The 26,383-nt window shown below is 41.8% G+C and carries 25 protein-coding genes and 1 riboswitch; of the genes, 6 read left to right on the plus strand and 19 right to left on the minus strand.

The window, feature by feature from the left end:
* Positions 1 to 51: 51 nt before the first annotated feature.
* Positions 52 to 570 (plus strand): disulfide bond formation protein DsbB, encoded by a 519-nt coding sequence (gene dsbB, locus F0226_RS01210; protein ID WP_171733910.1) that lies wholly within the window; start codon positions 52 to 54, stop codon positions 568 to 570.
* A gap of 144 nt (positions 571 to 714) precedes the next feature.
* Here the strand turns inward: dsbB and F0226_RS01215 are convergent, their stop codons facing one another.
* Positions 715 to 1,335 carry an SEC-C metal-binding domain-containing protein gene (locus tag F0226_RS01215; protein WP_171733911.1) on the minus strand — a complete coding sequence of 207 codons (621 nt, stop codon included), beginning with the start codon at positions 1,333 to 1,335 and terminating at the stop codon, positions 715 to 717.
* Between the two features lie 221 nt (positions 1,336 to 1,556).
* Here F0226_RS01215 and F0226_RS01220 point away from each other — a divergent pair, with 221 nt between their 5' ends.
* Together F0226_RS01220 and dusC are read left to right on the plus strand one after the other, a co-directional pair.
* Positions 1,557 to 2,096, plus strand: a complete 540-nt coding sequence (locus F0226_RS01220) for a prepilin-type N-terminal cleavage/methylation domain-containing protein (RefSeq protein ID WP_171733912.1) — start codon at positions 1,557 to 1,559, stop codon at positions 2,094 to 2,096.
* A gap of 70 nt (positions 2,097 to 2,166) precedes the next feature.
* Positions 2,167 to 3,117: a tRNA dihydrouridine(16) synthase DusC gene (dusC, locus tag F0226_RS01225; protein WP_171733913.1), complete on the plus strand. Its 951-nt coding sequence runs from the start codon at positions 2,167 to 2,169 to the stop codon at positions 3,115 to 3,117.
* A 115-nt stretch (positions 3,118 to 3,232) separates the two neighbouring features.
* Here dusC and F0226_RS01230 read toward each other — a convergent pair whose 3' ends face one another.
* The 6 genes from F0226_RS01230 to yfbV form a co-directional block, all read right to left on the minus strand.
* Positions 3,233 to 4,720: a sensor domain-containing diguanylate cyclase gene (locus F0226_RS01230; RefSeq protein WP_171733914.1), complete on the minus strand. Its 1,488-nt coding sequence runs from the start codon at positions 4,718 to 4,720 to the stop codon at positions 3,233 to 3,235.
* 239 nt (positions 4,721 to 4,959) lie between these two features.
* Positions 4,960 to 6,849: a maltodextrin glucosidase gene (malZ, locus tag F0226_RS01235; RefSeq protein WP_171733915.1), complete on the minus strand. Its 1,890-nt coding sequence runs from the start codon at positions 6,847 to 6,849 to the stop codon at positions 4,960 to 4,962.
* Positions 6,850 to 6,969: 120 nt separating this feature from the next.
* Positions 6,970 to 7,764: an ABC transporter ATP-binding protein gene (locus tag F0226_RS01240; protein ID WP_171733916.1), complete on the minus strand. Its 795-nt coding sequence runs from the start codon at positions 7,762 to 7,764 to the stop codon at positions 6,970 to 6,972.
* The gene (locus F0226_RS01245; protein ID WP_253820712.1) at positions 7,761 to 8,759 is read right to left on the minus strand and encodes an ABC transporter permease; all 999 of its coding nucleotides are present in this window, start codon (positions 8,757 to 8,759) and stop codon (positions 7,761 to 7,763) included. The genes F0226_RS01240 and F0226_RS01245 overlap by 4 nt, the downstream gene beginning before the upstream one ends.
* 82 nt (positions 8,760 to 8,841) lie before the next feature.
* Positions 8,842 to 9,807 carry an ABC transporter substrate-binding protein gene (locus tag F0226_RS01250; RefSeq protein ID WP_171733917.1) on the minus strand — a complete coding sequence of 322 codons (966 nt, stop codon included), beginning with the start codon at positions 9,805 to 9,807 and terminating at the stop codon, positions 8,842 to 8,844.
* A gap of 348 nt (positions 9,808 to 10,155) precedes the next feature.
* A complete protein-coding gene (gene yfbV / locus F0226_RS01255) occupies positions 10,156 to 10,608 on the minus strand; it encodes a terminus macrodomain insulation protein YfbV (protein WP_171733918.1) in 453 nt (150 codons plus the stop codon).
* A gap of 344 nt (positions 10,609 to 10,952) precedes the next feature.
* Here yfbV and F0226_RS01260 point away from each other — a divergent pair, with 344 nt between their 5' ends.
* Positions 10,953 to 12,149 (plus strand): acetate kinase, encoded by a 1,197-nt coding sequence (locus F0226_RS01260; RefSeq protein WP_122046999.1) that lies wholly within the window; start codon positions 10,953 to 10,955, stop codon positions 12,147 to 12,149.
* A gap of 147 nt (positions 12,150 to 12,296) precedes the next feature.
* Complete coding sequence (pta, locus tag F0226_RS01265) at positions 12,297 to 14,462, plus strand: phosphate acetyltransferase (protein ID WP_171733919.1); 2,166 nt, start codon at positions 12,297 to 12,299, stop codon at positions 14,460 to 14,462.
* A 92-nt stretch (positions 14,463 to 14,554) separates the two neighbouring features.
* Here pta and F0226_RS01270 read toward each other — a convergent pair whose 3' ends face one another.
* The 11 genes from F0226_RS01270 to moaA form a co-directional block, all read right to left on the minus strand.
* Positions 14,555 to 15,493: a glutathione S-transferase family protein gene (locus tag F0226_RS01270; RefSeq protein ID WP_171733920.1), complete on the minus strand. Its 939-nt coding sequence runs from the start codon at positions 15,491 to 15,493 to the stop codon at positions 14,555 to 14,557.
* A 215-nt stretch (positions 15,494 to 15,708) separates the two neighbouring features.
* Entirely contained in the window at positions 15,709 to 16,701 is a 993-nt protein-coding gene (gene oppF / locus F0226_RS01275; RefSeq protein ID WP_301338140.1) for a murein tripeptide/oligopeptide ABC transporter ATP binding protein OppF, read from the minus strand.
* A complete protein-coding gene (locus F0226_RS01280) occupies positions 16,698 to 17,669 on the minus strand; it encodes an ABC transporter ATP-binding protein (protein WP_171733922.1) in 972 nt (323 codons plus the stop codon). The genes oppF and F0226_RS01280 overlap by 4 nt, the downstream gene beginning before the upstream one ends.
* Before the next feature lie 43 nt (positions 17,670 to 17,712).
* Positions 17,713 to 18,615 (minus strand): oligopeptide ABC transporter permease OppC, encoded by a 903-nt coding sequence (gene oppC, locus F0226_RS01285; protein WP_171733923.1) that lies wholly within the window; start codon positions 18,613 to 18,615, stop codon positions 17,713 to 17,715.
* Positions 18,616 to 18,630: 15 nt separating this feature from the next.
* A complete protein-coding gene (gene oppB / locus F0226_RS01290; RefSeq protein ID WP_171733924.1) occupies positions 18,631 to 19,551 on the minus strand; it encodes an oligopeptide ABC transporter permease OppB in 921 nt (306 codons plus the stop codon).
* 128 nt (positions 19,552 to 19,679) lie between these two features.
* Positions 19,680 to 21,314: an ABC transporter substrate-binding protein gene (locus F0226_RS01295; protein WP_171733925.1), complete on the minus strand. Its 1,635-nt coding sequence runs from the start codon at positions 21,312 to 21,314 to the stop codon at positions 19,680 to 19,682.
* 612 nt (positions 21,315 to 21,926) lie between these two features.
* Entirely contained in the window at positions 21,927 to 22,397 is a 471-nt protein-coding gene (gene moaE, locus F0226_RS01300) for a molybdopterin synthase catalytic subunit MoaE (protein ID WP_171733926.1), read from the minus strand.
* A gap of 1 nt (position 22,398) precedes the next feature.
* Positions 22,399 to 22,644: a molybdopterin synthase sulfur carrier subunit gene (gene moaD / locus F0226_RS01305; protein ID WP_171733927.1), complete on the minus strand. Its 246-nt coding sequence runs from the start codon at positions 22,642 to 22,644 to the stop codon at positions 22,399 to 22,401.
* A complete protein-coding gene (gene moaC / locus F0226_RS01310; RefSeq protein WP_171733928.1) occupies positions 22,641 to 23,120 on the minus strand; it encodes a cyclic pyranopterin monophosphate synthase MoaC in 480 nt (159 codons plus the stop codon). Before moaC ends, moaD begins: the two co-directional genes overlap by 4 nt.
* 12 nt (positions 23,121 to 23,132) lie before the next feature.
* Positions 23,133 to 23,645, minus strand: coding sequence for a molybdenum cofactor biosynthesis protein B (moaB, locus tag F0226_RS01315; protein WP_171733929.1), 513 nt, complete (start codon positions 23,643 to 23,645; stop codon positions 23,133 to 23,135).
* Between the two features lie 90 nt (positions 23,646 to 23,735).
* On the minus strand, positions 23,736 to 24,725 hold the full coding sequence (gene moaA, locus F0226_RS01320) for a GTP 3',8-cyclase MoaA (RefSeq protein WP_171733930.1): 990 nt from the start codon (positions 24,723 to 24,725) through the stop codon (positions 23,736 to 23,738).
* A riboswitch (molybdenum cofactor riboswitch) is annotated at positions 24,714 to 24,866 on the minus strand. (Overlaps the previous gene by 12 nt.)
* Before the next feature lie 191 nt (positions 24,867 to 25,057).
* On the opposite strand from moaA, the gene F0226_RS01325 reads away from it, so the two are divergent.
* Entirely contained in the window at positions 25,058 to 25,942 is an 885-nt protein-coding gene (locus tag F0226_RS01325) for a YvcK family protein (protein ID WP_171733931.1), read from the plus strand.
* 99 nt (positions 25,943 to 26,041) lie between these two features.
* On the opposite strand, the gene luxU is transcribed toward F0226_RS01325, so the two are convergent.
* Positions 26,042 to 26,377, minus strand: coding sequence for a quorum-sensing phosphorelay protein LuxU (luxU, locus tag F0226_RS01330; RefSeq protein ID WP_171733932.1), 336 nt, complete (start codon positions 26,375 to 26,377; stop codon positions 26,042 to 26,044).
* Between the last annotated feature and the right edge of the window lie 6 nt (positions 26,378 to 26,383).

The following is a 26,383-nucleotide window of genomic DNA, read 5'->3' on the forward strand; positions in this document are numbered from 1 at the left end:
AAAAAGCTCTGAGTATTCAGGGCTTTTTTATTTTACTGAAAGGATTACATTTTGAGTTTTCTTACCGTCCTCAAGGACTTCTCTAAAACACGTTTATCATGGCTACTTCTACTCATATCCATCATCTTATTTGAGTCCGCAGCACTTTTCTTCCAGCATGTGATGTTACTGGCACCATGTGTGATGTGTATTTATGAACGCGTTGCTATGTTTGGTATTGGTATCGCTGCAGCTATTGGTTTGGTCAACCCGAAGAATCCGGTCATTCGCTGGGTTGGTTTGGCGGCATGGGGAGCAAGTGCTTACAAAGGTCTAACACTTTCGATGCAGCATGTGGATTACCAATTTAACCCTTCTCCTTTTGCGACTTGCGACTTATTTGTCACATTTCCGAGTTGGGCTCCATTGAATGAATGGGTTCCGTGGGTGTTTGAAGCGTATGGTGATTGCAGCAAGGTGGTATGGCAATTCCTAGATCTTTCTATGCCGCAATGGCTGGTTGTCATTTTCGCAGGTAACTTGATTGCATTGGCTGCTATTGTCATTTCACAGTTTGCTAAATCGAAATAAACTGAACTGAATTAATTAAAAAGCCGACATTCATGTCGGCTTTTTTATAGATGCTTTTATGTATGAGCATGATTTACAAGTTATTGATTACAAGAATCCCTATCAGTCACGCCGTAGAGTTATTTAAACTTGCTCTTCTTCAACCTAACTACTCTTTCCACAGCATTGCTTGAATTTTTTACCACTTTCACAAGGGCAAGCTTCGTTTCGACCGACACCTTTGAATGGATTCACGCTTTGAGATTTATTCCCGTGCATGGCTTCATCAGCCGCTAAAGCCACTTCCGACACCATTAAATCAATTTGGCCAATAAGATCATTCAAAGAAGGAGGATTTTGAAAACCAGATGCTTTCATTTGCTGCTGTGTTTGCTCTTCATCTATCGCAAGCATCAAAGTCGTCAGCAGTGCCTGCAACATTCTGAGAGTGCCATCTGCCATTGTGACTGTTTGCCACTGCTCTTCAACCGCTGGCCATACCGCCATAAAGCCTTCCGAGAAATCAGCGAATTGCTCACTAAATCCATCTTCAGATAATGTTTCTACCACAGAGTATTCACTTCGTTGAATCAGATTATGTTGGCGATTAATCTGCTCCGTTACGATTGGTAAAAACTTATCCACTTCATCTGAAACTATACCAGGTAGCCACTCTTGAGGGTCTAGCGGCTTAGTCGCAAGGTTAGAGGCAAGTATTGCACCTTCCATAAAAGAAGGGGTCACACCTTCCAATGAGCCTTCAAGGCTTAGTAATTGATACTTCATTTAAAATTCTAGCCAGTCAAAACAGTTGGCAGCATTATAACTCTTACTGGATGAAATAATAGAATGTATACCTTCGAACCACCTTCTATTTAACTTTTATGATACGCAACCCTTTGCCTTTTCCTTTTTAGATATTTACCACTTATTTCGCTTTGAGGTTGATTCATTTCAAGGCACAACCCAAACAGAAACATTTTGTTACACCAATAGGTAATTTAACAATGAAACACAAAACTGGTTTTACCTTACTTGAATTGGTCATCGTTATTGTTATTTTAGGTATTCTTGCCGTTACTGCCGCTCCCCGTTTTTTGAACTATCAAAGAGATAGCCATGAGGCTGTTTCTCAGGCATCTTTTTCTTCATTTACTGCTGCAGTTAACATGTACCATTCTCAATGGTTAATTGAAGGCGAGCCTAATTTTGACCAAACCGTTAATTATGGTGTTGAGGATATTTATCCATCTATTACTGGCTACCCAATAGCTGTTAACCAGTTACCACTAAGCTCAGGGGCAAGTTTACGCGGCAGTGACTGTGTCTCTTTATGGAATGCGCTTATGAATACTGATTTGACGATAAGAGCACATGGCGCGGATGTATTCCCTTCAGATCATGACATCGTCGCTTGGTATACCGCCGCACCTAGTTGTTACTATTACTATACGTCTGGTTACTCGCTCGGTGAACCTATTCCAAGGCTAGATTACTTCCCACTTACTGGAGAATTAGTCACAAGTAATCGAAGACCAAGTTCATAAACACCACTCATAGTGACAATTACTCTATCAGCCCGTACAATCACGCCTCCTGATTCTACGGTAGAAAAACATGCGAGTAATTTTAGGCCCAATGGAGGGTGTTCTTGACCATTTAATGCGAGAAATTCTGACAGAGATTAATGATTATGATCTCTGTGTGACTGAATTTGTACGTATCGTTGATCAGCTGCTTCCTCCTCATGTATTTCACCGTATATGCCCTGAATTACACCAAGGTTCTCAAACCATGGCTGGTGTTCCTATTCATCTACAACTTTTAGGTCAGCACCCTAAGTGGATGGCTGAAAATGCCTTTCAGGCCGCGAGTTTAGGTGCGAAAGGAATCGATATTAACTTCGGTTGTCCTGCTAAAGCCGTAAATAAGAGTAATGGTGGCGCTTCTCTTTTAAAAGAACCTGAGCTGATTTATCAAGTCGTTAAAGCTTGCCGAGAGGCTGTTCCTAAGCACATTCCTGTATCAGCAAAAATCCGTTTAGGCTGGGAGCACCCGGAAGAATGTTTCGAAATTGTCGATGCCATTGAACAAGCTAAAGCCGATGAACTCACAGTTCATGCCCGAACAAAAGTGGGTGGCTATAAAGCAAGTGAGATCAAATGGAACTACATCAATCAGATAAGAGAAAAAACCTCATTACCTTTAATCGCTAATGGTGAGATCTGGAATTACCAAGATGGTCAGGATTGCATAAAGACCACAGGTGTCGATTCACTGATGGTTTGCCGTGGTGCTTTCAATATTCCGAACCTAGGTAACGTGGTGAAATATGACCACCAGCAAATGCCATGGGAGAAAGTGATTGAGCTATTACTTCGTTACTCTGAATTTCAGATTAAGGGTGATAAAGGCATGTACTATCCAAACAGAGTGAAGCAGTGGTTTGTGTATTTGAGTAAAGGCTACCCTGAAGCAAACGAACTATTCAAAGAAATACGCACCTTTAAAAAGTCGCCACCAATTGTCGAGCGCTTAGAACGCTACCAAGAAGAGTACTTCCGCTAACTTAGCGTATCAAAGCACTTCACTAATTGTGGAGAGTCATTATATTTATAGGGAGCTATTATAGTTAACTCCCTAAATCCAAAGACTGAACAGTGCTTTGGTTCCTTTCTCCTGGTTAAAAGACAATGGAATTCTTCCCAGAATTTTTTGCAGAATATAACTTTTCATCAGCTACCTTAAAGATCTCTTCAAAATCCCCAAGTGTTTCTGAGTTCCCTTCTTCAGCTTTATTTGATGAATAAACCCCACCAGAAATAGTGAAGCCATTAGGCAGTACAGAAATCGAATCATCACATATCTGTTTTTTCACTCTTTCCAATGTTTTGTGCATTTGCTCGATATTATCGCCACGTAAATATACGACAAACTCTTCACCACCAAAACGAGCTGCAACGTCAGAGTTACGGACACTATTTTTAAGACGCTTTGCCATATATCGAATGACTTCATCACCTTTATCATGCCCATAAGTATCATTCACTGATTTAAAATCGTCGATATCAAAAACAGCTAAAACAAACTGCTGAGTATGCTTTTCGATCGTCCAAAAGGCTTCAAGCCCTCGCCTATTCAATAATCCGGTCATCGGATCTTTCGCCGCTAGCTCTTTAAAGTAGCCACTTTCCACATTGGAGTTGATATAGAAAAGAAATGTCATAAAAAACAATGAAATAATCACTATCATGATCAAACTATTTTTTTCTGAATATAAAAAACTTTTCAGTTCGCCCGCGTAGTTCAATTCATAATAAAGGGCGTGGTTTGAAACAATGCCCTCAATTTCGATCTTGTGAGTTCTAACCGCATTTTCCGGAAAAGGCTTCGAAGAATAGTTAATGACACTAAAACGACCAGATAAGTTGGCGTCTTTAGGGTTAAGTAAACGCTCACTATCGATAGAAACAGCTAACATGCCTTGATGTTCTCCCTTAAAGAACACGGGAATAGTCATACTGATTTGCTTACCCGTCGCTTCGCCTACCATGCTTAAACTGGGACCACTCAATGTCACTTTATCTGGGTTGTTAGCGGTTAACTGCCAGTACGGGCGAGCTTTAATTGTGCTGAGGAGGGGCTTGGTCAAGGATAAGGCTACAGACTCCGGTGAAGAAATCACATAACCCGATTTATGGATGAAATACACGCTGTCATGGTATTCATCGATATCGAAAAGAAAAGATAGAATCGGAGCGAAGGCCATTTTCTCAGAAGCACTTTTGTATAGTTCACTGGATGTATCACACATCTCCTCTGAGCCTACCACCATATAATCTATATCGACTGATGGGATTTCTAATGCTTTTCCTTTTGCTAACAGTAAAGCGTCAATAGGCCAAATTTGACATACACCATCAACCACCCTGTGCTGGTGATCTAAGTACACTACTTTTCCAGATTTGTATTGGTTGGTAAAGCTATAATCTAAAGCTCCAATAACTTTAGTTGTTCGTTGAATCGCCTCTTCAATACGTTGGTATTCATTATCGATACCGCGGTTCACAACGTTGATATGGCTTTTTACAGTGAAAATAAATACCGCAATAGCGAATATTAAGGGTAAACCAAGAATAAATCTAAGGCTAAAATGCCTCTGTACTTTCATGCAAAAAAACCTTTAACCTAACTTATCGGTGTAATCACACAAAGCCTATCAATTTACTTTGAACACAGCGCTTAAATATTTAAAATTTAACAGAAAAATGACATTTGGCACGTCGATTAGTAACGAACGGTAAAATTAATTTTATTCATTTAAGAAATGATTGAAGCCTAATTAGAACAGCTTAACTACAACAAAGCTGTTCTAATTTCTAACTTATTATCTAGCCTTACCCTGAGAACTTAAGGTTGCGAAGTGATACTGAAGATCCCACATTCTTCAGAGCCCATAGTAAGGTTAATCTCACCTTCGATAACGTTAAGTTCGTTTGTAACAGTAAGCTCATTTGCTGAATCTTGGCTTTCTAGCCCATCACCAATGAGAGCTTTAAGTTGACCAACTTCAATACCTAGTTTCCAAAACGGAATGGAAACTGCTTTTTCTTTATCAGCTAAATTAATGACCGATAGTGTATGTTCATTACCTAAGCTTCTAGCGAATACCAATGTTTCTTGGTCACAGTAAAGTTCAACAAAACTGCCAACCTGTAAGCTTGGATTTTGCTTTCGAATTTGAATCAGAGACTGAGTAAACCCAAACCATGGAGACTGCTTTTCTTCTCCCCAGGGGAAAGAGCGGCGATTATCAGGATCTTGCCCACCTTCTAATCCAACTTCTGTTCCGTAATACAAGCATGGAGCACCCACATACGTCATGAGAAACATCAAGGCAATTTTCTGGCGAGCGGTATCACTGCCTAATAACGTAATAAATCTTGCTGTGTCATGACTATCAAGTTGATTCAATTGAGACAGTTGATTCTGCCAAGGAATCTTAGACCTTGATTCCGCAAGCCACTTTGTAAACTCAAGCATATCAATACTAATTGGTTGATAGGCGATATCTTGATTTGCAAGTAATGCGCGGATTGGGTGAGCAAAACCATAATAGTTCATCGACCCATCCTCTTGCTCACCTTGCAACCAAGAAGTCGCTTCAAAAAAGTGCTCCCCTAATACATACGCATTGGGGTTTTGTTGCTTAGTTGCCGAACGGAAGGCTTTAACATAATGAGCGTTATTTTTTGCTCCCTCCCCTTCACCAAGCATATGAATAACGTCAAAACGCCAACCATCAATATTATAGGGTGGCTTTAACCAATGCTTGATTACTGAGTCCTCTGACTCATAGATGTATTCCCTTACTTCAGAGTTATCGAAATTCAGTACAGGTAAAGATTGAATGCCTTTCCACCCCACATAACTTTCCGACTTATCGTCATTGAAGAAATAATAATCAGAGTATGGGGATTCAGGGTTTAGGTAAGCTCCTGTTTGCGTTCTTTGTAACTTATCCAACCAAGGATGTTCTGAAGACGTATGATTAAACACGGCGTCCAGCACAACTTTCATTCCTCGTTGGTGAATATCCTCACTCAACTCAACAAACTTTTGGTTACTTCCTAAATGTGGGTCAACATTCAAGTAATCCGTGGTGTCGTATTTATGGTTACTTGGAGAGCAAAATATTGGATTAAGGTATAAAGTGGAGACACCAAGCTCTTCTAGGTAGTTCAGCTTCTGGCGTATGCCTGCCAAATCACCACCAAAGAATTCAGCTGCACTGGTACCGTTATAGCCTCCAATGTCGGAGCCCCATGGCTTAGCTACCGCATCAACTTTGCCATCTTTTAACTTATATTCACCTGTTTTTACGCTTATCTCAGGATTTCCATTACAAAAGCGATCGGGGAAGATTTGGTAAAATGTCTGCTCAGCAATCCAACTTGGTGGCTGATTTAGTACGTTAAATTTAAAATGCCCTTCGCGACCGGGCATCCGAGTATGAATCCCACTTCCATCCAGCCAAAACTGCGCTTTTTCACTTGTCACTTTGAAAGCATAATGCGTCACAGGTTGGTCTTGGTTAATCGGGAAAGTACCTTGCCAGATGGTCAGCCGACCTTCTTCACCAACTTTAATCAAGTCGGCTAGATATTCTTCGTTATCAGGTTCGTGACGAACTTGGATACTTTTCCAGTCTGACTTATCAGTTTTAAGGAGAACAGTTAGATGAGCATTCTCAAATGTCACCCCATCTAGAGTTTGAGAATGAAATAGAAATGGCAACATACAAAAGACTCACTAATGAATAATATTGCCTAAGATAATAAAAATCCCTTTGGTCACAAGCGCAAAAATACGGTATGACAAAAGGGATCACGGTTTGTAGGGCTACATAACTAAAAAGATTTAATTAAGCAATAAGCTGTCGTCTGCAAGCTCTTCTCCACGTACCTTCGAGAACATTTCGAGTAGATCAGGTACCTGCATATTCGCCCTTTGATTCCCAGACACATCGAGAACTATTTCACCTTGGTGAAGCATCACGGTTCTGTCGCCACAAGCAAGAGCATCTTTCATTGAGTGCGTCACCATCATTACCGTCAGGTTAAATTCTTCGACGACCTTCTTAGTTAAATCAATGATGAAAGCTGCCATTCTTGGATCAAGCGCAGCGGTGTGCTCATCCAGAAGCAATAGCTTACTATCTGATAGAGTCGACATAATTAAGCTCACTGCTTGGCGTTGCCCACCAGAAAGTAAACCAATGTTATCTCCGAGCCTATCTTCAAGACCAAGCCCTAAAATGCTTATCCGTTCTTGGAAGATTTTTTTCCGCTTGGATGAAATAGAAAAACTCCACCCTCGCCTTTTGCCTCTCATATACGCAAGAGCCATATTCTCTTCTATAGTCAGATCGCCACATGTACCTGCTAGCGGGTCTTGAAACACTCGAGCACATTGAGCAGCTCTTTGGTCAACAGTTTGCCGAGTAACATCCGTACCATTAATGATGACTTGCCCACCCACCATAGGTGTTTCACCGGTTACTGCCCCCAAAAGAGTTGATTTACCTGCACCATTAGAACCAATTACCGTTAAAAACTGATGCTCCGGAACCTCAAGGCTGACACTTCTTAACGCTCGATTTTCCAAAATAGTACCGGGGTTAAAAGTAACTTGAATGTCTTCTAAGTTGATCATGTTACTTCTCCCGTTTTTGTCACTGTACCTGCTGTTTTTTGCCCTGCTTGCTTAACTTGATTTTGACTTTGATTTTGGGCTTGGGCTTGGGCTTGGGCTTGGGCACCGCTATGGCGCTTTTTTGCCTTTAGGTTCCCTTTAATTTTGGGTGCTATCAATGCAACAGCAACCAACACCGCCGTCACTAAATTAAGATCAGATGCTTGTAGTCCGAACATGCCCGAGCTGAGTGCAAATGCAACCGCTAGACGATACAGAACAGACCCAACAATGACAGCCGTCACTGCCACCCAAATTTTACGCCCGGGAATAAGTGTTTGCCCTAAGATCACGGCAGCTAAACCAACCACAATAGTACCAACGCCGGAAGTCACATCCGCAAAGCTGTTTGTTTGTGCAAAAAGTGCCCCTGAAAATCCAACAAAACCGTTGGATAGAGCAAGACCAAAGTATGTGTAGAACGAAGTGCTGCCACCTTGAGCTGACACCATTCTCGAATTAACACCAGTTGCCCTCAAAGCAAGACCAAAATCGCTGTTTAACAGACGAACAATGAACCAAGCTGATATTAAAACCAGCACACCGACCACTAATGGGCGGATATACATAGGGTCGCCAAGCATTTCAAATGGTGTCAGGATGGTTTCCTCTCCTAATAATGCAATATTAGGACGCCCCATAATTCGAATGTTGATAGAGAAAGCGGCGATCATCGTTAAAATTGACGCTAGCAGGTGCAAAATTCCACACCGCACGGCCAGAAAAGCAGTAACCCAACCAGTAGCGGCACCGGCAGCAATCGCCATACCTGTGGCTACCCAAGGGTCAATTCCAGCCACAATAGCCGTAGCCGCGACAGCCGCACCCATAGGGAAGCTGCCATCAACACTGAGATCCGGAAAGTCGAGAACACGAAATGTGAGGTACACTCCAAGGGCAACAAGACCATATAGCAGCCCTATTTCTAATGCTCCAAAAAATGCAAAAGCAGACATATCTACTCCTTTACTTAGAAAGTAAAAAGCCAACAGCGTATTTATTCAAAGTAACAAATGCCTGTTGGCTCAGATAAGCTCATTATTTAGCGCTAGTTGCACGCTCAGTAACTGATTTAGGAATAGAAATACCAAGCTTCTTTGCTGCTGTTGTATTCACGACAAGATCAGACCCTTTTGCAACTTTTACATCTAATGTTCCCGGTTTCTCGCCGTCCAAAATTGCAGCTACATAATCAGCAGTTTGCACGCCAACTTGGTAATAATCGAAACCTAGACCAGCAATGGCACCTTTTTCTACATAAGAAGTCGCACCAGCAAATACAGGTGTTTTTGCTTGGTTAGCCGCCACAATCATCCCTTCAATTGCGCTGGCTACCGTATTATCTGTAGGTGCATAAATTACGTCTGATTTCGCTACAATAGCTTGAGTGGCAGACTTAACATCAGCGCTCTTAAGAGCTGTAGCTTCAACAACAATCAAACCTTGCGCTTTTGCTGCATCTTTAAGTAGTTCTACCAACGTAACGGCATTCGCCTCACCAGGGTTAAACACAACACCAATCGATTTAGCATTAGGTAAGATTTCTTTAATCAAAGAAACATGCTGGCTTACCGGTGACAAATCAGAAAGCCCAGTAACATTTTTTCCAGGCTTCTTTAATTGCTTAACGAGCTTCGCTCCAACAGGATCGGTTACCGCTGTGAATACTACCGGGATAGAGCGAGTCGCAGAAACTAATGCTTGCGCAGTAGGAGTGGCAATCCCGACCAGTACATCTGGGTTTTCACCCACAAATTGACGAGCAATTTGTACGGCAATAGCTGGATTGCCCTGAGCAGTTTTATAGTCAAATTCTAAGTTTTTGCCTTCTTCGTATCCTTTGGCTTTAAGACCATCTAACAACCCTTGACGAGCGGCATCTAATGCGGGGTGCTCTACTATCTGTGACACAGCCACTTTTGCCGTTTTTGCCATAATACTGGTAGAAGACAGCAATGCTGCACTTACAAGAACGGCGGTTGCGATAATTTTACCTGCTTTCATCTTAACTCCTTGATTTAAGCAATTTGATTATTTGATGTTGTGGTTGTCTTTCTTGACGTCAAACTCTGTGCACTTTTTGTGCATCTAATAATATTATTACCAGTTACGCCGGAACAAAGGAAGAAAGAATTAACATAAAATCAACAAAAGGAGATCGAGGTGGTTATGTTCAATTTAAAGATGCGAAGATGCGAAGATGCGAAGATGCGAAGATGCGAAGATGCGAAGATGCGAAGATGCGAAGATGCGAAGATGCGAAGATGCGAAGATTATTTTTAAAGGAGCAAGTTAAGTCAAACTTTACTTACTCCATTTCTTGATAAACCTATCCACTTTGTAACAAAGGATTTAGAACCAACGTTCCATTGAAGATTTATCTAACTGACGAAATGCTCTGTTCAAAATAATCGCCAATTCTTTGTAACGTGGACGTGGCTTCATCGGCTCCAATGCAAAACCCGATTCACTGATCTTCTCATGCAATTCTCGATACCAAGAAACTAATGCCGGTGGAAGTTTAGTGTTCGAACGGTTACCTAACCACCACATGCCTTGAAGTGGCAAGCTAATCGCAAACAACGCCATAACTACAGCTTGTGGCATCGCTTGGTAGTTGTTGAAGACCATTTGCGTAAGAACACTAATAGCAGCTATCGCAGGCATCACTTTTACACCAAAACGTGTGGCTTTAATGATGCGCTGCTCAGGGAAGATAGCGTTTAACTCTTTTCGAACAGGCCAGAGATCCATATACTTTTGGCCATCTTTTAAACTGCTAGCTAAACCAACTCTATTACTCATATGAGTCTCCCATTAAAAAAAAGTTGAAATCATCAACTAAAAACACAAAAAATTGACGAAAAATAATATTCTTTCAAATTTTTTTGTTATATTTGCACAATATCGCTATTATTTGCAGACCTCAATCTCATTGTTGCCCTTATTTACAATTTAAGCAACTTTGGGACGACTTCTGCAAGGAATGCATAAGCCTCTTTTCCTCAAAAAGTGCGCTTTCAATTTAATACGGAAATTAACGTTTTTTTGACCAAGGTTAGTACGCAAGCCACATCGCTTCGTCTATTCTTGAGATTAATTTTCATCCTTAACTGATTTCGATCAGAAAAATAAACAGGTAGTCATTAATGTCTAAGCTAGTTTTAGTTTTAAACTGTGGTAGTTCTTCTCTTAAATTTGCTGTTGTTGATGCAGAAACAGGTGCTGAGCACCTAACTGGTCTTGCTGAGTGTCTTGGTCTTCCAGAAGCTCGTATGAAGTGGAAACTTGATGGCAAGCACGAAGCTCAACTAGGTGCGGGCGCAGCTCACGTAGAAGCACTATCTTTCATGGTAGAAACTATTCTTGCTTCTAAGCCTGAGCTTAAAGCTAACCTTGGCGCTATCGGTCACCGTATCGTTCACGGTGGCGAGCAGTTCACTTCTTCTGCACTTATCACTGATGAAGTTCTTAAGGGTATTCAAGATGCTGCAACTTTTGCACCTCTTCACAACCCAGCTCACCTTATCGGTATCGAAGCGGCTCAAAAGAACTTCCCTGGTCTACAAAACGTTGCTGTATTTGACACTGCGTTCCACCAAACAATGCCTTCTGAGTCTTACCTATACGCTCTACCGTACAACTTGTACAAAGAGCACGGCATCCGTCGTTACGGCATGCACGGTACTTCTCACCTATTCATCACTCGTGAAGTTGCAGGTCTACTAAACAAGCCAGTTGAAGAAGTTAACATCATCAACTGTCACCTAGGTAACGGCGCTTCTGTATGTGCTATCAAGAACGGTCAATCTGTAGATACTTCTATGGGTCTTACTCCTCTTGAAGGTCTTGTAATGGGTACTCGTTGTGGTGACCTAGATCCTGCGATCATCTTCCACCTACATGACGCTCTTGGTTACTCTGTTGAAGAAATCAACAATATGCTAACTAAAGAGTCTGGTCTAGCTGGCCTAACTGAAGTGACTTCTGACTGTCGTTTCGTTGAAGACAACTACGGTGAGAAAGAAGAAGCAACTCGTGCAATGGACGTGTTCTGTCACCGTCTAGCTAAGTACGTTGCAGGTTACACAGCAACTCTAGAAGGTCGTCTAGACGCAATCACTTTCACTGGCGGCATCGGCGAGAATTCTGGTCCAATCCGTGAAATGGTTCTTAACCGCCTAGGTATCTTCGGTATCGAAGTTGACGGTGAAGCTAACCTTAAAGCTCGTTTCGGCGGCGAAGGTACTATCACTACAGCTAACAGCCGTATCCCTGCAATGGTTATCTCTACTAACGAAGAGCTAGTAATTGCTGAAGACACTGCGAAACTAGCAGGTCTTTAATTGATTTTTCTGACTAGCTTCACTCGAAGCTAGTCAGTTTTTCATGCTACGAAAATGGGGCTCAACTTCTATTCCTACCCCAATTTAAATATCGGTGGGAATAGCAGTTGAGCTTTTTTTATTTCCAATAGTTAAAGGTGTCCGTCAATGTCCCGTACTATTATGCTTATCCCTACAAGCGCTGGTGTTGGTCTTACTAGTGTTAGCATGGGTGTTCTTCGCGCTATGGAGCGTAAGGGCGTAAGTGTTTCTTTCTACAAGCCAATCGCTCAACCTCGCAGCGGTGGCGATCAACCAGATCTAACGTCTACTATTATCAGCGTAAACAGCGACATTAAGATTGGTGAGCCAATCGCAATGACTAAAGCTGAAGCTTTGATCGGTAGCGAAAAAATGGACGAGCTTCTTGAGTCTGTTGTCGAGCAATACAACAAAATCAACAAAGACGCAGAAGTAACGCTTATCGAAGGTCTAGTACCGACTCGTAAGCACCCATTTGCTAACCAAGTGAACGCGGAAATCGCTAAAACACTAGGTGCAGAGATCGTATTCGTTGCGACTCCTGGTACATACAACCCTACTCAGCTTAAAGAGCACATCGAAGTAGCATGCTCTAACTTCGGCGGCACTAAGAACAAGAACATCAAAGGCGTGATCATTAACAAGCTTAATGCCCCTGTTGATGATGCTGGTCGTACTCGCCCTGACCTATCTGAAATCTTTGACGATGCAGATAGCGCTCAACAAGCGAACGTTGAAGTAATGCAAATCTTCAACTCTAGCCCTATCCGTGTTCTTGGCTGTGTGCCATGGAGCATCGACCTAATCGCAACTCGTGCGGTTGATATGGCTAAGCACCTTAACGCTGAAATAGTTAACGAAGGTGAAATCTCAACTCGTCGTATTAAGAGCATCACTTTCTGTGCACGTTCACTACCGCACATGATTGAGCATTTCAAACCAGGTTCACTGCTAGTAACTTCTGCAGACCGTCCTGATGTTATCGTTGCTGCGGCTCTTGCTGCGAAAAACGGTGTTGAAATTGGCGCAATCCTGCTTACTGGCGGTTACGACATTCCAGAAAGCATTGCTAACCTTTGTGCACCAGCATTCGCTTCAGGTCTACCGATCTTCAAAGCTCAAGGTAATACTTGGCAGACGTCTCTTAACCTACAGAGCTTCAACCTAGAAGTACCTGCAGACGATAAAGAGCGTATCGAATTCGTTAACGATCACGTAGCTAGCCACATTGATGGTCCTTGGATTGATTCTCTATCTGAAGGCACTCAAGGTATTCGTCGTCTAAGCCCACCAGCGTTCCGTTACCAGCTAACTGAATTTGCTCGTAAAGCGGCTAAGCGCATCGTTCTTCCAGAAGGTGATGAGCCACGTACAGTTAAAGCAGCGGCTATCTGTGCTGAACGCGGTATCGCAACTTGTGTACTTCTTGGTAACCCAGACGAAATCCGTCGCGTTGCTGCACAACAAGGTGTTGAGCTAGGCGCTGGCGTTGAGATCATCGATTCTGCATCAGTTCGCGAAAACTACGTAGCTCGTCTAGTAGAACTCCGTGGCGCTAAAGGTATGACTGAAGTTGTCGCTCGTGAGAAGCTAGACGATTCAGTATTCCTAGGTACTATGATGCTTGAAGCTGGTGAAGTTGACGGCCTAGTTTCTGGTGCTGTTCACACAACGGCGAATACAATCGTTCCTCCGTTCCAGATCATCAAGACGGCTCCTGATGCTTCTATCGTATCTTCAATCTTCTTCATGCTTCTGCCTGATCAAGTGCTTGTATACGGTGACTGTGCAATCAACCCAGATCCAACAGCTGAACAGCTTGCTGAAATCGCTATCCAATCTGCAGATTCTGCTGCGGCATTCGGTATTGACCCACGCGTTGCTATGATCTCTTACTCTACTGGTGAATCTGGTAAGGGTGCAGACGTAGATAAAGTACGTGAAGCAACGAAACTTGCTCAAGCGAAACGTCCTGATCTAGTGATCGACGGTCCTCTTCAGTACGATGCCGCAATCATGGAAAACGTAGCCGCTTCTAAAGCACCTAACTCTCCAGTTGCAGGTAAAGCAACAGTATTCGTATTCCCAGACCTAAACACTGGTAACACGACTTACAAAGCGGTACAACGTTCAGCTGACCTAGTATCTATTGGTCCAATGCTTCAAGGCATGCGCAAGCCAGTAAATGACTTGTCTCGTGGTGCTCTAGTAGACGATATCGTTTACACAGTAGCTCTAACAGCTATCCAAGCGGACCAAGCAGAACAAGCTAAAGAGAAAGTAGTTAACTAATTTTCTTTTATAGAAAACAAAAAACCCTAGATGTCTGTCTAGGGTTTTTTTATGTCTAACACTAAAAGAAATTTGAAGCTTTTAAGGTTAACCTAACCTCGCCCATGGGCTGATTCTAAATCTAATTCAGGTCCTTTAGGGACAACTTGGGTTGGGTTGATACCTGTGTGGCTGTAATAGTAGTGACGTTTGATATGATAGAAATCCGTCGTCTCTTTAATGCCCTCTACTTGGTACAACTCTTTTAAATAACCTTGAATGTGTGGGTAGTCGGAAATTCGCTGCTTATTGCACTTAAAGTGACCAACATACACTGCATCGAATCTAACCAGAGTGGTAAACAATCTCCAGTCTGCTTCTGTAATGTCATTACCCGCTAGATAACGATGTTCACTGAGATGTGCCTCTACTTTATCCAGAGCCTCAAATAACGCGTCATACGCTTCTTCATAAGCTTCTTGTGTAGTTGCAAAGCCAGTACGATAAACGCCGTTATTAATGCTCGGATAGATGTAGTCATTCCACTCATCAATCTTTTTAACTAATTCTAATGGGTAATAATTATCCGTATTTCCAGTTAACTCATTAAACTCCGAGTTAAACATGCGAATAATTTCTGATGATTCATTACTTACAATGCTGTTTGTCTTTTTGTCCCATAACACAGGAACTGTCACTCGACCTGTATAGTCTGGTTTTGCTTGAGTATAAATTTGATGCATTCGTGTATGACCAAATAAAGGCTCAGGTAGTCCCATTTGCCAGCCTTCATTCATCATATCAGGGCAAACAACCGTGACATCAATATGGTCGGTTAGGTCTTTTAACTCACGAAACACTAAAGTTCGATGCGCCCACGGGCACGCTAGTGAAACATATAAATGATAACGTCCAGACTCAGGCTGATACTTTGCTAGCGGGGTATTTTCAATCCAATTTCTAAACCCAGCGTCTTCACGTATAAATTTTCCACCGCTTTCTTTGGTGTCATACCAAACATCGTGCCAAACACCTTCAACTAACTTTCCCATATTGATCTCCAATCTTTGAACAAACGGCTATACCGAGTTAGATCATTATAAAAAATGCTTAATAATTAAAAACCACAATAAATTGGCTCTATTGTTCAGAAAATTTGAATAAGAGTTTGCTGACTTGCCCACTATTTTTATATAAAAAAAGCGCGACCCTAAAAGAATCGCGCTTAAGCCTGTCACAGGCTGAATCGATAATTGTACGTTAGCTATTAAATCTCAACATGTAGGCAAGAAACAGCATGTACATCACTGCCTTCAATATGAGGCTTATTTTGCGCACAAGCTTCCGTAGCTTGCGGGCAACGAGTACGGAAAACACAGCCTGAAGGCGGGTTAATTGGAGAAGGTAGATCTCCTTCCAACATCTGAATTTTCTTTTTACGTTCAAGACGCGGATCAGGGATCGGTACAGCCGACATCAGTGCTTTGGTGTATGGGTGCTTAGGATCTGCAAAAAGAGCATCGGACTCACCAAGCTCAACAGCATTACCTAAATACATGACCAAAACACGGTCAGAAATGTGCTTCACAACAGACAAGTCATGCGCAATGAAAACCAACGAAAGACCAAGCTCTTTTTGAAGTTCTTTCAATAAGTTAACTACTTGAGCTTGAATAGAAACATCCAAAGCTGACACTGGCTCATCACAGATGATCATACGTGGCTTCAGAATGAGAGCACGTGCGATACCAATACGTTGACATTGACCACCAGAAAACTCATGCGGGTAACGGTTAATTACGTTAGGTAACAAACCTACTTTCGCCATCATTTCTTTAACGCGATCTTTTACTTCGGTTTTAGAAAGCTCTGGGTAAAAAGTCTCTAAAGGCTCAGCAATGATATCGCCAACGGACATTCGCGGGTTCAAAGACGCTAGAGGGTCTTGGAAAATCATCTGAATGTCTTTACGTGTTTCACGACGTTGAACTTCTTTCATTTTAGTTAAGTCTTGACCTAACCAAAGAACTTCACCTTCAGTCGCTTCAACGAGACCAATGATTGCACGAGCAAAAGTGGATTTACCACAACCAGACTCACCAACAACACCTAACGTTTCGCCTTCAAATAAACGCACGTTAACGCCATCTACAGCTTTAAGGTTCGATGGTTTAGCCCAAGGCCAAGCCGATTTTGATGCAATACTAAAGTGAACTTTTAGATCACTGATATCTAATAATAGCTTCTTATCTACACTCATTTTGTCCAAGTCTCCCAGTCAGAAAAACAAGCACGCTGACGGCCATCGCCAAATGGCTGAAGAATAGGTGCTTCCTGCTTACAACGATCTACTACACGATGACAACGGTCTTGGTAAGGACAACCAGTCGGCAAGCGTAATAAGTTAGGCGGGTTTCCCGGAATAGTTGGTAGAATTTCACCTTCTGTATCCAAACGCGGAATCGCTTTAAGAAGCCCTTCTGCGTAAGGGTGGCTTGGCTCGTAGAAAATCTCATCTACTGTGCCGTACTCCATTGTACGACCAGCGTACATAACGAGTACTTTGTCACAAGAACCAGCAACAACACCTAGATCGTGAGTAATCATGATGATTGCAGTATTGAACTCATCTTTAAGTTCATTCAGCAAATCCATGATTTGAGCTTGAATGGTTACATCAAGCGCCGTAGTCGGTTCATCTGCAATCAAGAGCTTTGGACGGCATAAAAGTGCCATAGCAATCATTACACGCTGACGCATACCACCTGAAAACTCGTGCGGATACATAGTTATACGCTTACGAGCTTCAGGGATTTTTACCGCTTCAAGCATTCTTACTGATTCTTCAAATGCTTCTGATTTACCCATGCCTTTATGTAGCATAAGTACTTCCATTAACTGATCACATACTTTCATGTAAGGGTTCAGTGAAGTCATCGGATCTTGGAAGATCATTGCGATCTGTTCAGCACGAACTTTATTCAGTGCTTTTTCTGGAAGGTTAAGAATTTCTTTACCTTCAAACTGTGCGCTTCCTGAGATAATACCGTTTTTAGCCAGTAGACCCATTAATGCGAATACAGTTTGTGATTTACCTGAACCTGACTCACCTACAATACCAAGGGTTTCACCTTGCTCTAGCGAAAAGTTCAGGTCATTAACTGCGGTTACGGTACCATCTTGCGTGGTAAATTCGACGCGCAGATCTTTGACATCTAATAAGCTCATCATTGCTTCCTTAATCTTTTATAGCTATTTTTGCTATTTTTAGTTATCTGTCTTTTGGATCCAGCGCATCGCGCAGGCCATCACCAACATAGTTGAAGCAGAACAAAGTGATTACCATGAATGCCGCAGGGAAAGACAATTGCCATAATGCAACTTCCATCGTTTGCGAACCTTCTTGTAATAACGCGCCCCAACTTGTCATAGGCTCTTGAACACCAAGACCAAGGAAAGATAAGAATGATTCAGTAAGAATCATACTTGGGATTAGTAGAGTTGAGTAAACCGCTACAATACCTAATACATTAGGAACGATATGACGTGTAATGATCTTCCATTTACTTACACCACATACATGGGCAGCTTCAATGAACTCTTTACTACGTAAACTAAGCGTTTGACCACGTACAATACGAGCCATATCTAGCCAAGCAATAGCACCGATAGCAACAAAAATTAGTACGATATTACGACCAAAGAATGTTACTAAAACGATAACTAGGAACATGAATGGAACAGCGTAAAGGATTTCAAGGATACGCATCATCACTCGGTCAGTACGACCGCCAATGAAGCCTGAAGCCGCACCGTAAAGTGTACCAATCAGTACAGCAACAAATGCACCTAATACACCAACCATTAATGATATACGACCACCAATTAGGGTACGTACATACAAATCACGCCCAAGGCTATCAGTACCAAACCAGTGGTCAGCATTTGGACCTACGTGCATTGCATACCAGTCAGTATCATCATAAGCATACTGCGCAATCATCGGTAAGAAAGTAACAGCTAACACCATTAGTGTTAAAATAAATAGGCTCACCATTGCCGCTTTATTACGCATAAAACGAATTCGGGCGTCTTGCCACAAGCTACGACCTTCAATTTCTAAATTTTCAGAAAATTTTTCAATCGCATCTAAGTTTTCTTTTTTCGTCAACATAACCATACGTCCCTGTTAGTAGCGAATTTTCGGGTCAATTACTGCTAGCAAAATATCAACAATTGCGTTGAATAAGATGAATAGGAAACCAATTAAAATGGTTACACCCATTACTAGCGAGTAATCACGGTTAAATGCTGCATTTACGAATAACTTACCAATCCCTGGAAGACCAAAGATAGTTTCAACAACAACAGAACCTGTGATGATACCTACGAAAGCAGGTCCCATGTAAGAAACAACAGGAAGCATTGCAGGCTTAAGTGCATGCTTTAATACGATATATGGGTAACTTAGACCTTTTGCACGAGCAGTACGGATAAAGTTACTGTTCAGCGTCTCAATCATGCTGCCGCGAGTAATACGTGCAAATGTAGCTACATATAATAGAGACATCGCAATAACAGGTAAGACTAGATACATATAGGTTCCGCCATGCCAGCCACCAGCAGGGAAGATATTCCAATACAAGGAGAATAAGTAGATGAGTGCAGGTGCCAATACAAAGGACGGCATTACCACCCCGAGCATGGCGGTAGACATTATAGTGTAGTCCACCCAGGTATTATGCTTCAGTGCTGCAATGGTTCCGACCGATACCCCCATAATAATAGTGAAGAGGAAAGCGATTGAACCTATTTTGGCAGATACAGGAAGTGCTCCATAAATCAATTCATTAACCGAGTAATCTAGGTATTTGAAAGATGGACCAAAGTCGCCCTGAACGACATTTAATAGATACGTTGTGTACTGTTCGAATACTGGCTTATCTAAGCCATATTTTGCTTCAATGTTAGCCATTACTTCTGGCGGTAATGGTTTTTCACTTGAAAATGGGTTTCCTGGCGCAAAGCGCATAAGAAAGAAAGATATAGTAATCAATACCAACATAGTTGGAATCGCTTCAAATATCCTTTTTGCGATGAATTTAAGCATAAACTCACTCTTTCAGTCTGTGACAATAAATTAATGAAACCAATCTAAATATTATAGATTGAATAAGTACTGCATGTGATGAATCACATACAGCACTTGGATTTTTTATAGTTTTATAAGCTTAGAAGTTACTTAGCTTTGATATAAAGATCTTTTGAGTAGATCTTCTCTTCAGCGTTGTTAGCAGGGAAGCCACCAACTTGAGGAGATAGCAGTCGAGCACGAACATACTGGTAGATAGGCGCAATTGGCATATCTTTAGCAATTAAATCTTCTGCTTGCATGTATAGAGCTGTACGCTCTTCTTCAGATGTTGAAGACAATGCTTTGTCAATGATTGCATCATACTCTGGGTTAGCCCAGTGCTGACCAGCCGTTGTATTCTTACTAACCATTAGAGTTAGGAAAGAAGATGCTTCATTGTAGTCACCACACCAACCAGCTCGTGATACTTCGAAATCACCTTGGTCTTTAGAAGATAGGTATGTTTTCCACTCTTGGTTTTCAAGAGTTACTTTAAGACCTAATGTTTTCTTCCACATAGAACCAAGTGCTACTGCAATTTTCTTGTGGTTTTCGTTTGTGTTGTAAAGAAGGCTAAACTCTAGAGGGTTATCCTTACCAAAGCCTGCTTCTTCAAGTAGACGTGCCGCTTCTGCATTACGCTCTTTTTGAGATAGTTGAGCGTAAGCTGGAAGCTCAGGGTTGAAGCCAGCTGTGATTTCAGGCGTTAGGAAGTAAGCTGGTTTTTGTCCTTGAGCAAGAATCGCGTTAGTTACGATTGGACGGTCGATAGCATATGAAATTGCTTTACGAACACGTACATCATCAAAAGGCTTCTTCTTAGTGTTGAATGAGTAGTAGTAAGTACATAAGCTACCTTCAACAGAAACTGATTCTGGGTATTCTTTCTTTAGACGTTTGAAGTGTTCAACTGGAAGAGCTGAAGAAGAGAAGTCTAATTCGCCAGAAAGGAAACGGTTCATTTCAGCAACTTGGTTCTCAATAGGTAAGAACGTAACGCTGTTTAGAACTGTTTTATCGTTGTCCCAGTACTGTTCATTACGTTTAAGAACTAAACGCTCATTAAGAACCCACTTATCTACTGCAAATGCGCCGTTACCAACGTAATGCTCAGGCTTAGTCCACTGGTCGCCGTACTTTTCAACAGTAGCTTTATGTACAGGCTTAGTCGTTGTGTGACCTGTCATCATTACGAAGTAAGGTACTGCTGTGTCTAGTTCTACAACAAGAGTCTTAGAATCTAGTGCTTTAACACCTAGCTCGCTCTTGTCTTTTTTACCTGCGATGATGTCTTTCGCGTTAACCATCTTAGTATATTCCATATACCAAGAGTAAGGCGATGCAGTTGCAGGGTCTACAGCACGTTGCCAGCTGTATACAAAGTCTTCTGCAGTAACTGGGTCACCGTTAGACCATTTAGCATCATCACGAAGGTGGAATGTGAAAGTTTTGTTGTCTGTCGTTTCCCAGCTTTTCGCAACGCCAGGGATGGTGTTACCATCTGCGTCTTGGTTCACTAGTCCCTCAAGTAAATCACGAATTACGTGTGATTCTGGTACACCTTGAGATTTGTGCGGGTCAATTGTCGCTACCTCAGTACCGTTACCACGAACGAGATCCTGAGATTTTGCCAATTCTGTACCAGCAGGTACGTCAGCTGCGATTGTTGTTGTAGAAGTGGCAGCCATTGCCAAACCAGCACCTAGAAGAAGGGCTTGAGTGATTTTATTCTTGTACATGCATTAAACTCCAAGTTTTTATTTTGCATCCATGACTTCTTTGTTCGGCTTACTAAACGGATAGTGATTTAGATTTATTTTGCTTAAAATTTAAGCATAAAAATCTAAAACCTTACAAAGATTGCGGAACACACTAGCAATCATTGAAGTAATTTTCCATAAAAAACTGGCATGGAATCGGATAACGCCCCGAAAACATCAATAAGTTAGTGTAATATTCCGCCAAAACAAAGATTAATAGTGATTTAACAAGCAGCAAACAATGGTAAAAAACCATTAATGTTAATAAAACTAGCTTGATTGTTGTTTATAGCATCTTATGCTAAAACACGACCAAGAAATTAACATTAATGACACATGAAATCTAATTCTGACTCACATATATCCTATCCAAGTTCCTTTAAGTGTGAGAAATATCACTCTATAAAAAACAGAGTAAAAGCCTATAAATATAAGCGCATAATACCGATTGACTATACACTCACAACTTATGCATAACGAACCATAATAAGCTACACATCCTTCATTAACTTTAATAGTTACAAAACGTAAAAAGGCCGACAATGATGTCGACCTTTTAAGTTTGATTTACTGACACAGTCTTGAGAGAGGCTACTTTTCCCAGCGTTCCGCAGCTTGCGTATCTGAGTCACGAGATTCGACCCAACGAGTTGATTCTGTCGTCCGCTCTTTCTTCCAAAATGGAGCTTTGGTTTTAAGAAAGTCCATAACAAATTCGCAGGCTTCAAATGCTGCGCCTCTGTGAGCACTTGAAACACCCACATACACGATTTGGTCGCCAATATCTAAGTCGCCTACACGGTGTATGACACGCATTCTTTGAATTGGCCAGCGAGTTTCAGCTTGGTCACAAATCTCACTCAATGACTTCTCTGTCATACCTGAGTAATGCTCAAGCGATAAACCAATGACGTTATCACCCAAATTCATATCTCGAACTTTACCGACGAAAGTCACAACAGCACCGGCAGAAGTACCTTCACCTAGGAAGTCGTATTCTTTACCTACACAAAAGTCATCTTTTGTAACTAAAACTCGCGGGTCTAGATCTTTTGAATCCATGCTAACCTCCCGTTACCGGCGGAAAGAATGCCACTTCATCGCCATCTTTCACTTCAGTCGCCAGTGGCACAATAGCTTGGTTAAGTGCAGCCAATAACTTGCCCTCTTCCAATGCGATGTCCCATTTACCTTCTTGTTGCGAGAGGTGAGAACGAATTGCTTCGATAGTTGTGAATTGAGCGTCAACTTGCACGCTATCAACGCCAACCAGTTCGCGTGTTTGAGCAAAAAATAAAACTGTTATCATGCGTCCGCCTTAAAGTGACCTGATTTACCACCGGTTTTCTCTAACAAGCGCACATTCTCGATAACAATGTCTTTCTGAACCGCTTTACACATATCATAAATAGTTAAAGCAGCAACCGATGCAGCAGTTAAAGCTTCCATCTCTACACCAGTTTTACCTGCAAGTTTACAAACTGATTCGATACGTACTTTATTTTCATCAACTAAAGCTTCAAGTTGAACTTCAACCTTAGTTAATAGAAGAGGATGACAAAGAGGAATCAAGTCCCATGTCTTCTTCGCCGCTTGAATTCCTGCAATACGCGCTGTCGCAAAAACATCACCTTTGTGGTGGCTGCCATTCATGATCAGTTCTAGTGTTTCAGGTAACATTTGAACGAATGCTTCCGCTCTCGCTTCACGAACCGTTTCAGCCTTAGCCGATACATCCACCATGTTTGCTTCGCCAGATGCGTTAATGTGTGTAAATTGACTCATACTCAGACCACCTTATACAGAAAGATGTGGCATGAAATTACAAGGACGGTGGCTAGCATCCATCTGCTGCTTGATGATCTTAGTCCAACCTGTGCGGCAAGCACCTGTAGAACCTGGCATCGCAAAAATAACGGTATGGTTAGCAAAACCCGCGATCGCACGAGATTGAATTGTCGATGTGCCAATCTCTTCGTAAGACACCTGGCGGAATAGCTCACCAAAGCCTTCTACTTCTTTGTCGAATAGTGGCTTAAGTGCTTCTGGCGTGCTGTCACGAGAAGTAAAACCGGTACCGCCAGTAATCATGATAGCTTGAACGCTTTCATCAGCGATCCACTGAGACACAATCGCACGAATCTTATACATGTCATCGATAACGATTTGCTTATCAACTACATTATGACCCGCCTCTTTAGCATGATCAGCTAGGTAACCACCTGATGTGTCGTTTTCTTCTGTGCGAGTATCTGAAACGGTTAGTACTGCAATGTTCGCTGCTTGAAATTTGCTTTCTGCGTGACCCATTTGTTCACCTATTTAAATTTTTCAATGATTAGACTGATTCGCCCAGCCTAAATAAGCTGAGCGATAAAATACTTTAGAGTATATAGCGGGTTAACCGCCGATTGATGCCAAGTTTGGAGTCATGCCGCTGTTGCCATCATGCAAGAAGTGGCTAACGGACTTAGTTTGAAGCTGAGCCTGAATTCGATCAATGAGCTCTTGCTCTTGTTGATCTTCTTGAATCAGATCTCTCAGCTCAACACCGTGGTCGCCAAACAGACATAGATGAAGTTTACCGATCGCAGAAACACGCAGTCGGTTACAACTCTCACAGAAGTCTTTCTCGTAAGGCATGATCAAACCAATTTCACCCTTGTATTCCGGGTGAACAAACACTTGTGCAGGGCCATCATTAACGGCTTTGATTTTTAATAACCAACCATTAGCAATAAGCTGATTGCGAATCGCAACGCCAGATACATGGTGTTTATCGAACAACTCGTCCATCTCGCCAGTTTTCATCAACTCGATAAAACGTAATTGAATGGGTTTGTCTTTGATCCAATTAAGGAAGGCTGGTAATTCCTGACTATTGAGGTCTTTCATCAATACTACGTTTACTTTGACTTGTTCAAAGCCAACCTCAAACGCTTTATCGATGCCTCGCATAACCTCAGTAAATTTATTCTCACCAGTGATCTGATGGAACATACGTGAATCTAAGCTATCCACACTCACGTTTATATGGGTTAAACCCGCATCACGCCATTGCCCTACTTGTTTATCCATGCGGTAGCCATTGGTTGTCGTGGCCACTTTTTCGATGCCTGGAGTAGAAGCAACAGTATGTATGATTTCAGGAAAGTCTTTACGCAGACTCGGCTCTCCGCCTGTAATACGGATCTTTGAGGTACCACAATCTGCAAACGCTTTTACAATGCGTTTGATCTCGGGAACACTTAAAAAAGACGAGTTTTTTTGCCCTGACGGTTTATAACCATCTGGTAAGCAGTAAGTACATTTAAAGTTACAGACGTCTGTAACCGACAAACGCAAGTAATAAAACTTGCGCTTGAATCTATCTTCGAATTGTTGCGCCATGGAACACCTTTCCAAACACGGGAGGCATAATCATTTCCAATTAAGCCCTTGTGACAACATGTCACTGGCTCTTAACGCGTATCGGTACAGCAAAAACCACTGTGCGACTTAGCATAGAAGAGCTCGGAGTTATGGCAACTACGGCATAAAAACACGCGTAGTAGCTGACTAATAAAATACTTAATATTTGTACGTGAATCTAGTTTTGTATCAAAAAAACGCGTGATTTAAGCAAAAAAACCATATCAACTCGGCAAAATAACACCTATTGAGTATATGAGCGTAAGCATTTACCATTAAATATAGTTGGTATTAATCTAATAAGAAAAATAATGAAACTCTACTCTACAAAAAAAGTTGTCGCCATCGGCGGTGGTCATGGTTTAGGTCGTATTCTAGCGGCACTCAAAGATTTTGGAAAAAACGCAACTGGCATCGTTGCGACAACGGATAATGGTGGTTCAACAGGTCGGATCCGAGACTGCCAAGGCGGGATTGCTTGGGGTGATACTCGAAACTGTATTAACCAACTAATTACCGATCCTTCGATAAGTTCAATGATGTTTGAATACCGATTTAAAGGTCAAGGTGAACTGCACGGGCATAATTTGGGGAACCTTATGCTCACGGCATTAGATAACCTTTCTGTTCGACCACTTGATGCTATCGACCTTATTCGCGATATGTTGAAGGTTGATGTAAATATCGTTCCAATGTCTGAACATCCTTCAGACTTGACCGCTCTTTCAGTCGACGGACGCTGGGTAACAGGAGAAACCAACGTTGATGATATGGAAGAAGATCTACGCCGCCTTGATCTCTCCCCTGAAGTGCCGGCAACGACAGAAGCCGTTACTGCAATTGAAGAAGCGGATTGTATTGTATTAGGTCCTGGAAGTTTTTTAACCAGTATTATGCCTCCATTACTTTTACCTGAAATAGGAAAAGCAATCGCGGGCAATACCCAAGCAATAGTAATCTTCGTTGAAAACCTTTCTCCAGAATTTGGCCCTGCAGGGCGAATGACATTAAAAGAGAAAATTGAATGGTGCGAACGAGCTTGCCAGGCTAGAAAAGTAGATGTCATTCTTGGTGAACAGCCCCACCCTGAAATAGCTGATCTATGGAACTGCGTAACGACAGACCTAGCCTCACCAAATAGAGACTGGCGACATGACCGAGTCAAATTGCAAAAAGCCATTGAATCACAGCTATAAAACACCATCGAATCACAAATAAAAAAGGAGCTAAATGCTCCTTTTTATCACTTCAAACTACCACTAGTTAATTACGAACATTAATTGACTACGAAGCTCTCACTTACATAGGTTTTGGTATTCAACAAAGGTCTGTTTCAATAGGTTTTGCATCTCACTAGAATCTATATCTGTCAGTAATACCTTTTGTTTCACTCTTGAATCAAAACTCACTGCAAGTTCGCATAATTGATCCGCCCCAAAGCTTGCCGCGCTGCTTTTCAAAGCATGACTGATTTCAGCGAGATACTGATTTGTGTCTTCCAATTGACCAGAAGATAATTGTTCGTTGTAACCCGACAGTTCACCAAGGAAGATGTCCAATAATACTGGTACATTTTCTTCCCCAATTTCCCCTGCTAGTTCATTAATTTTATTTTGATTTAGTAGACTCATACTTTC

Origin of the sequence: Vibrio sp. 99-70-13A1 (genome assembly GCF_013114625.1) — a bacterium.
Taxonomy (GTDB): domain Bacteria; phylum Pseudomonadota; class Gammaproteobacteria; order Enterobacterales; family Vibrionaceae; genus Vibrio.

Bases quoted from the DNA above. Each gene is read 5' to 3' on its own strand.
- F0226_RS01215 (WP_171733911.1), bottom strand. From the start codon at position 1,335: ATGAAGTATCAATTACTAAGCCTTGAAGGCTCATTGGAAGGTGTGACC.
- F0226_RS01220 (WP_171733912.1), top strand. From the start codon at position 1,557: ATGAAACACAAAACTGGTTTTACCTTACTTGAATTGGTCATCGTTATT.
- dusC (WP_171733913.1), top strand. From the start codon at position 2,167: ATGCGAGTAATTTTAGGCCCAATGGAGGGTGTTCTTGACCATTTAATG.
- F0226_RS01230 (WP_171733914.1), bottom strand. From the start codon at position 4,720: ATGAAAGTACAGAGGCATTTTAGCCTTAGATTTATTCTTGGTTTACCC.
- malZ (WP_171733915.1), bottom strand. From the start codon at position 6,849: ATGTTGCCATTTCTATTTCATTCTCAAACTCTAGATGGGGTGACATTT.
- F0226_RS01240 (WP_171733916.1), bottom strand. From the start codon at position 7,764: ATGATCAACTTAGAAGACATTCAAGTTACTTTTAACCCCGGTACTATT.
- F0226_RS01245 (WP_253820712.1), bottom strand. From the start codon at position 8,759: ATGTCTGCTTTTGCATTTTTTGGAGCATTAGAAATAGGGCTGCTATAT.
- F0226_RS01250 (WP_171733917.1), bottom strand. From the start codon at position 9,807: ATGAAAGCAGGTAAAATTATCGCAACCGCCGTTCTTGTAAGTGCAGCA.
- yfbV (WP_171733918.1), bottom strand. From the start codon at position 10,608: ATGAGTAATAGAGTTGGTTTAGCTAGCAGTTTAAAAGATGGCCAAAAG.
- F0226_RS01260 (WP_122046999.1), top strand. From the start codon at position 10,953: ATGTCTAAGCTAGTTTTAGTTTTAAACTGTGGTAGTTCTTCTCTTAAA.
- pta (WP_171733919.1), top strand. From the start codon at position 12,297: ATGTCCCGTACTATTATGCTTATCCCTACAAGCGCTGGTGTTGGTCTT.
- F0226_RS01270 (WP_171733920.1), bottom strand. From the start codon at position 15,493: ATGGGAAAGTTAGTTGAAGGTGTTTGGCACGATGTTTGGTATGACACC.
- oppF (WP_301338140.1), bottom strand. From the start codon at position 16,701: ATGAGTGTAGATAAGAAGCTATTATTAGATATCAGTGATCTAAAAGTT.
- F0226_RS01280 (WP_171733922.1), bottom strand. From the start codon at position 17,669: ATGAGCTTATTAGATGTCAAAGATCTGCGCGTCGAATTTACCACGCAA.
- oppC (WP_171733923.1), bottom strand. From the start codon at position 18,615: ATGTTGACGAAAAAAGAAAACTTAGATGCGATTGAAAAATTTTCTGAA.
- oppB (WP_171733924.1), bottom strand. From the start codon at position 19,551: ATGCTTAAATTCATCGCAAAAAGGATATTTGAAGCGATTCCAACTATG.
- F0226_RS01295 (WP_171733925.1), bottom strand. From the start codon at position 21,314: ATGTACAAGAATAAAATCACTCAAGCCCTTCTTCTAGGTGCTGGTTTG.
- moaE (WP_171733926.1), bottom strand. From the start codon at position 22,397: ATGGATTCAAAAGATCTAGACCCGCGAGTTTTAGTTACAAAAGATGAC.
- moaD (WP_171733927.1), bottom strand. From the start codon at position 22,644: ATGATAACAGTTTTATTTTTTGCTCAAACACGCGAACTGGTTGGCGTT.
- moaC (WP_171733928.1), bottom strand. From the start codon at position 23,120: ATGAGTCAATTTACACACATTAACGCATCTGGCGAAGCAAACATGGTG.
- moaB (WP_171733929.1), bottom strand. From the start codon at position 23,645: ATGGGTCACGCAGAAAGCAAATTTCAAGCAGCGAACATTGCAGTACTA.
- moaA (WP_171733930.1), bottom strand. From the start codon at position 24,725: ATGGCGCAACAATTCGAAGATAGATTCAAGCGCAAGTTTTATTACTTG.
- F0226_RS01325 (WP_171733931.1), top strand. From the start codon at position 25,058: ATGAAACTCTACTCTACAAAAAAAGTTGTCGCCATCGGCGGTGGTCAT.
- luxU (WP_171733932.1), bottom strand. From the start codon at position 26,377: ATGAGTCTACTAAATCAAAATAAAATTAATGAACTAGCAGGGGAAATT.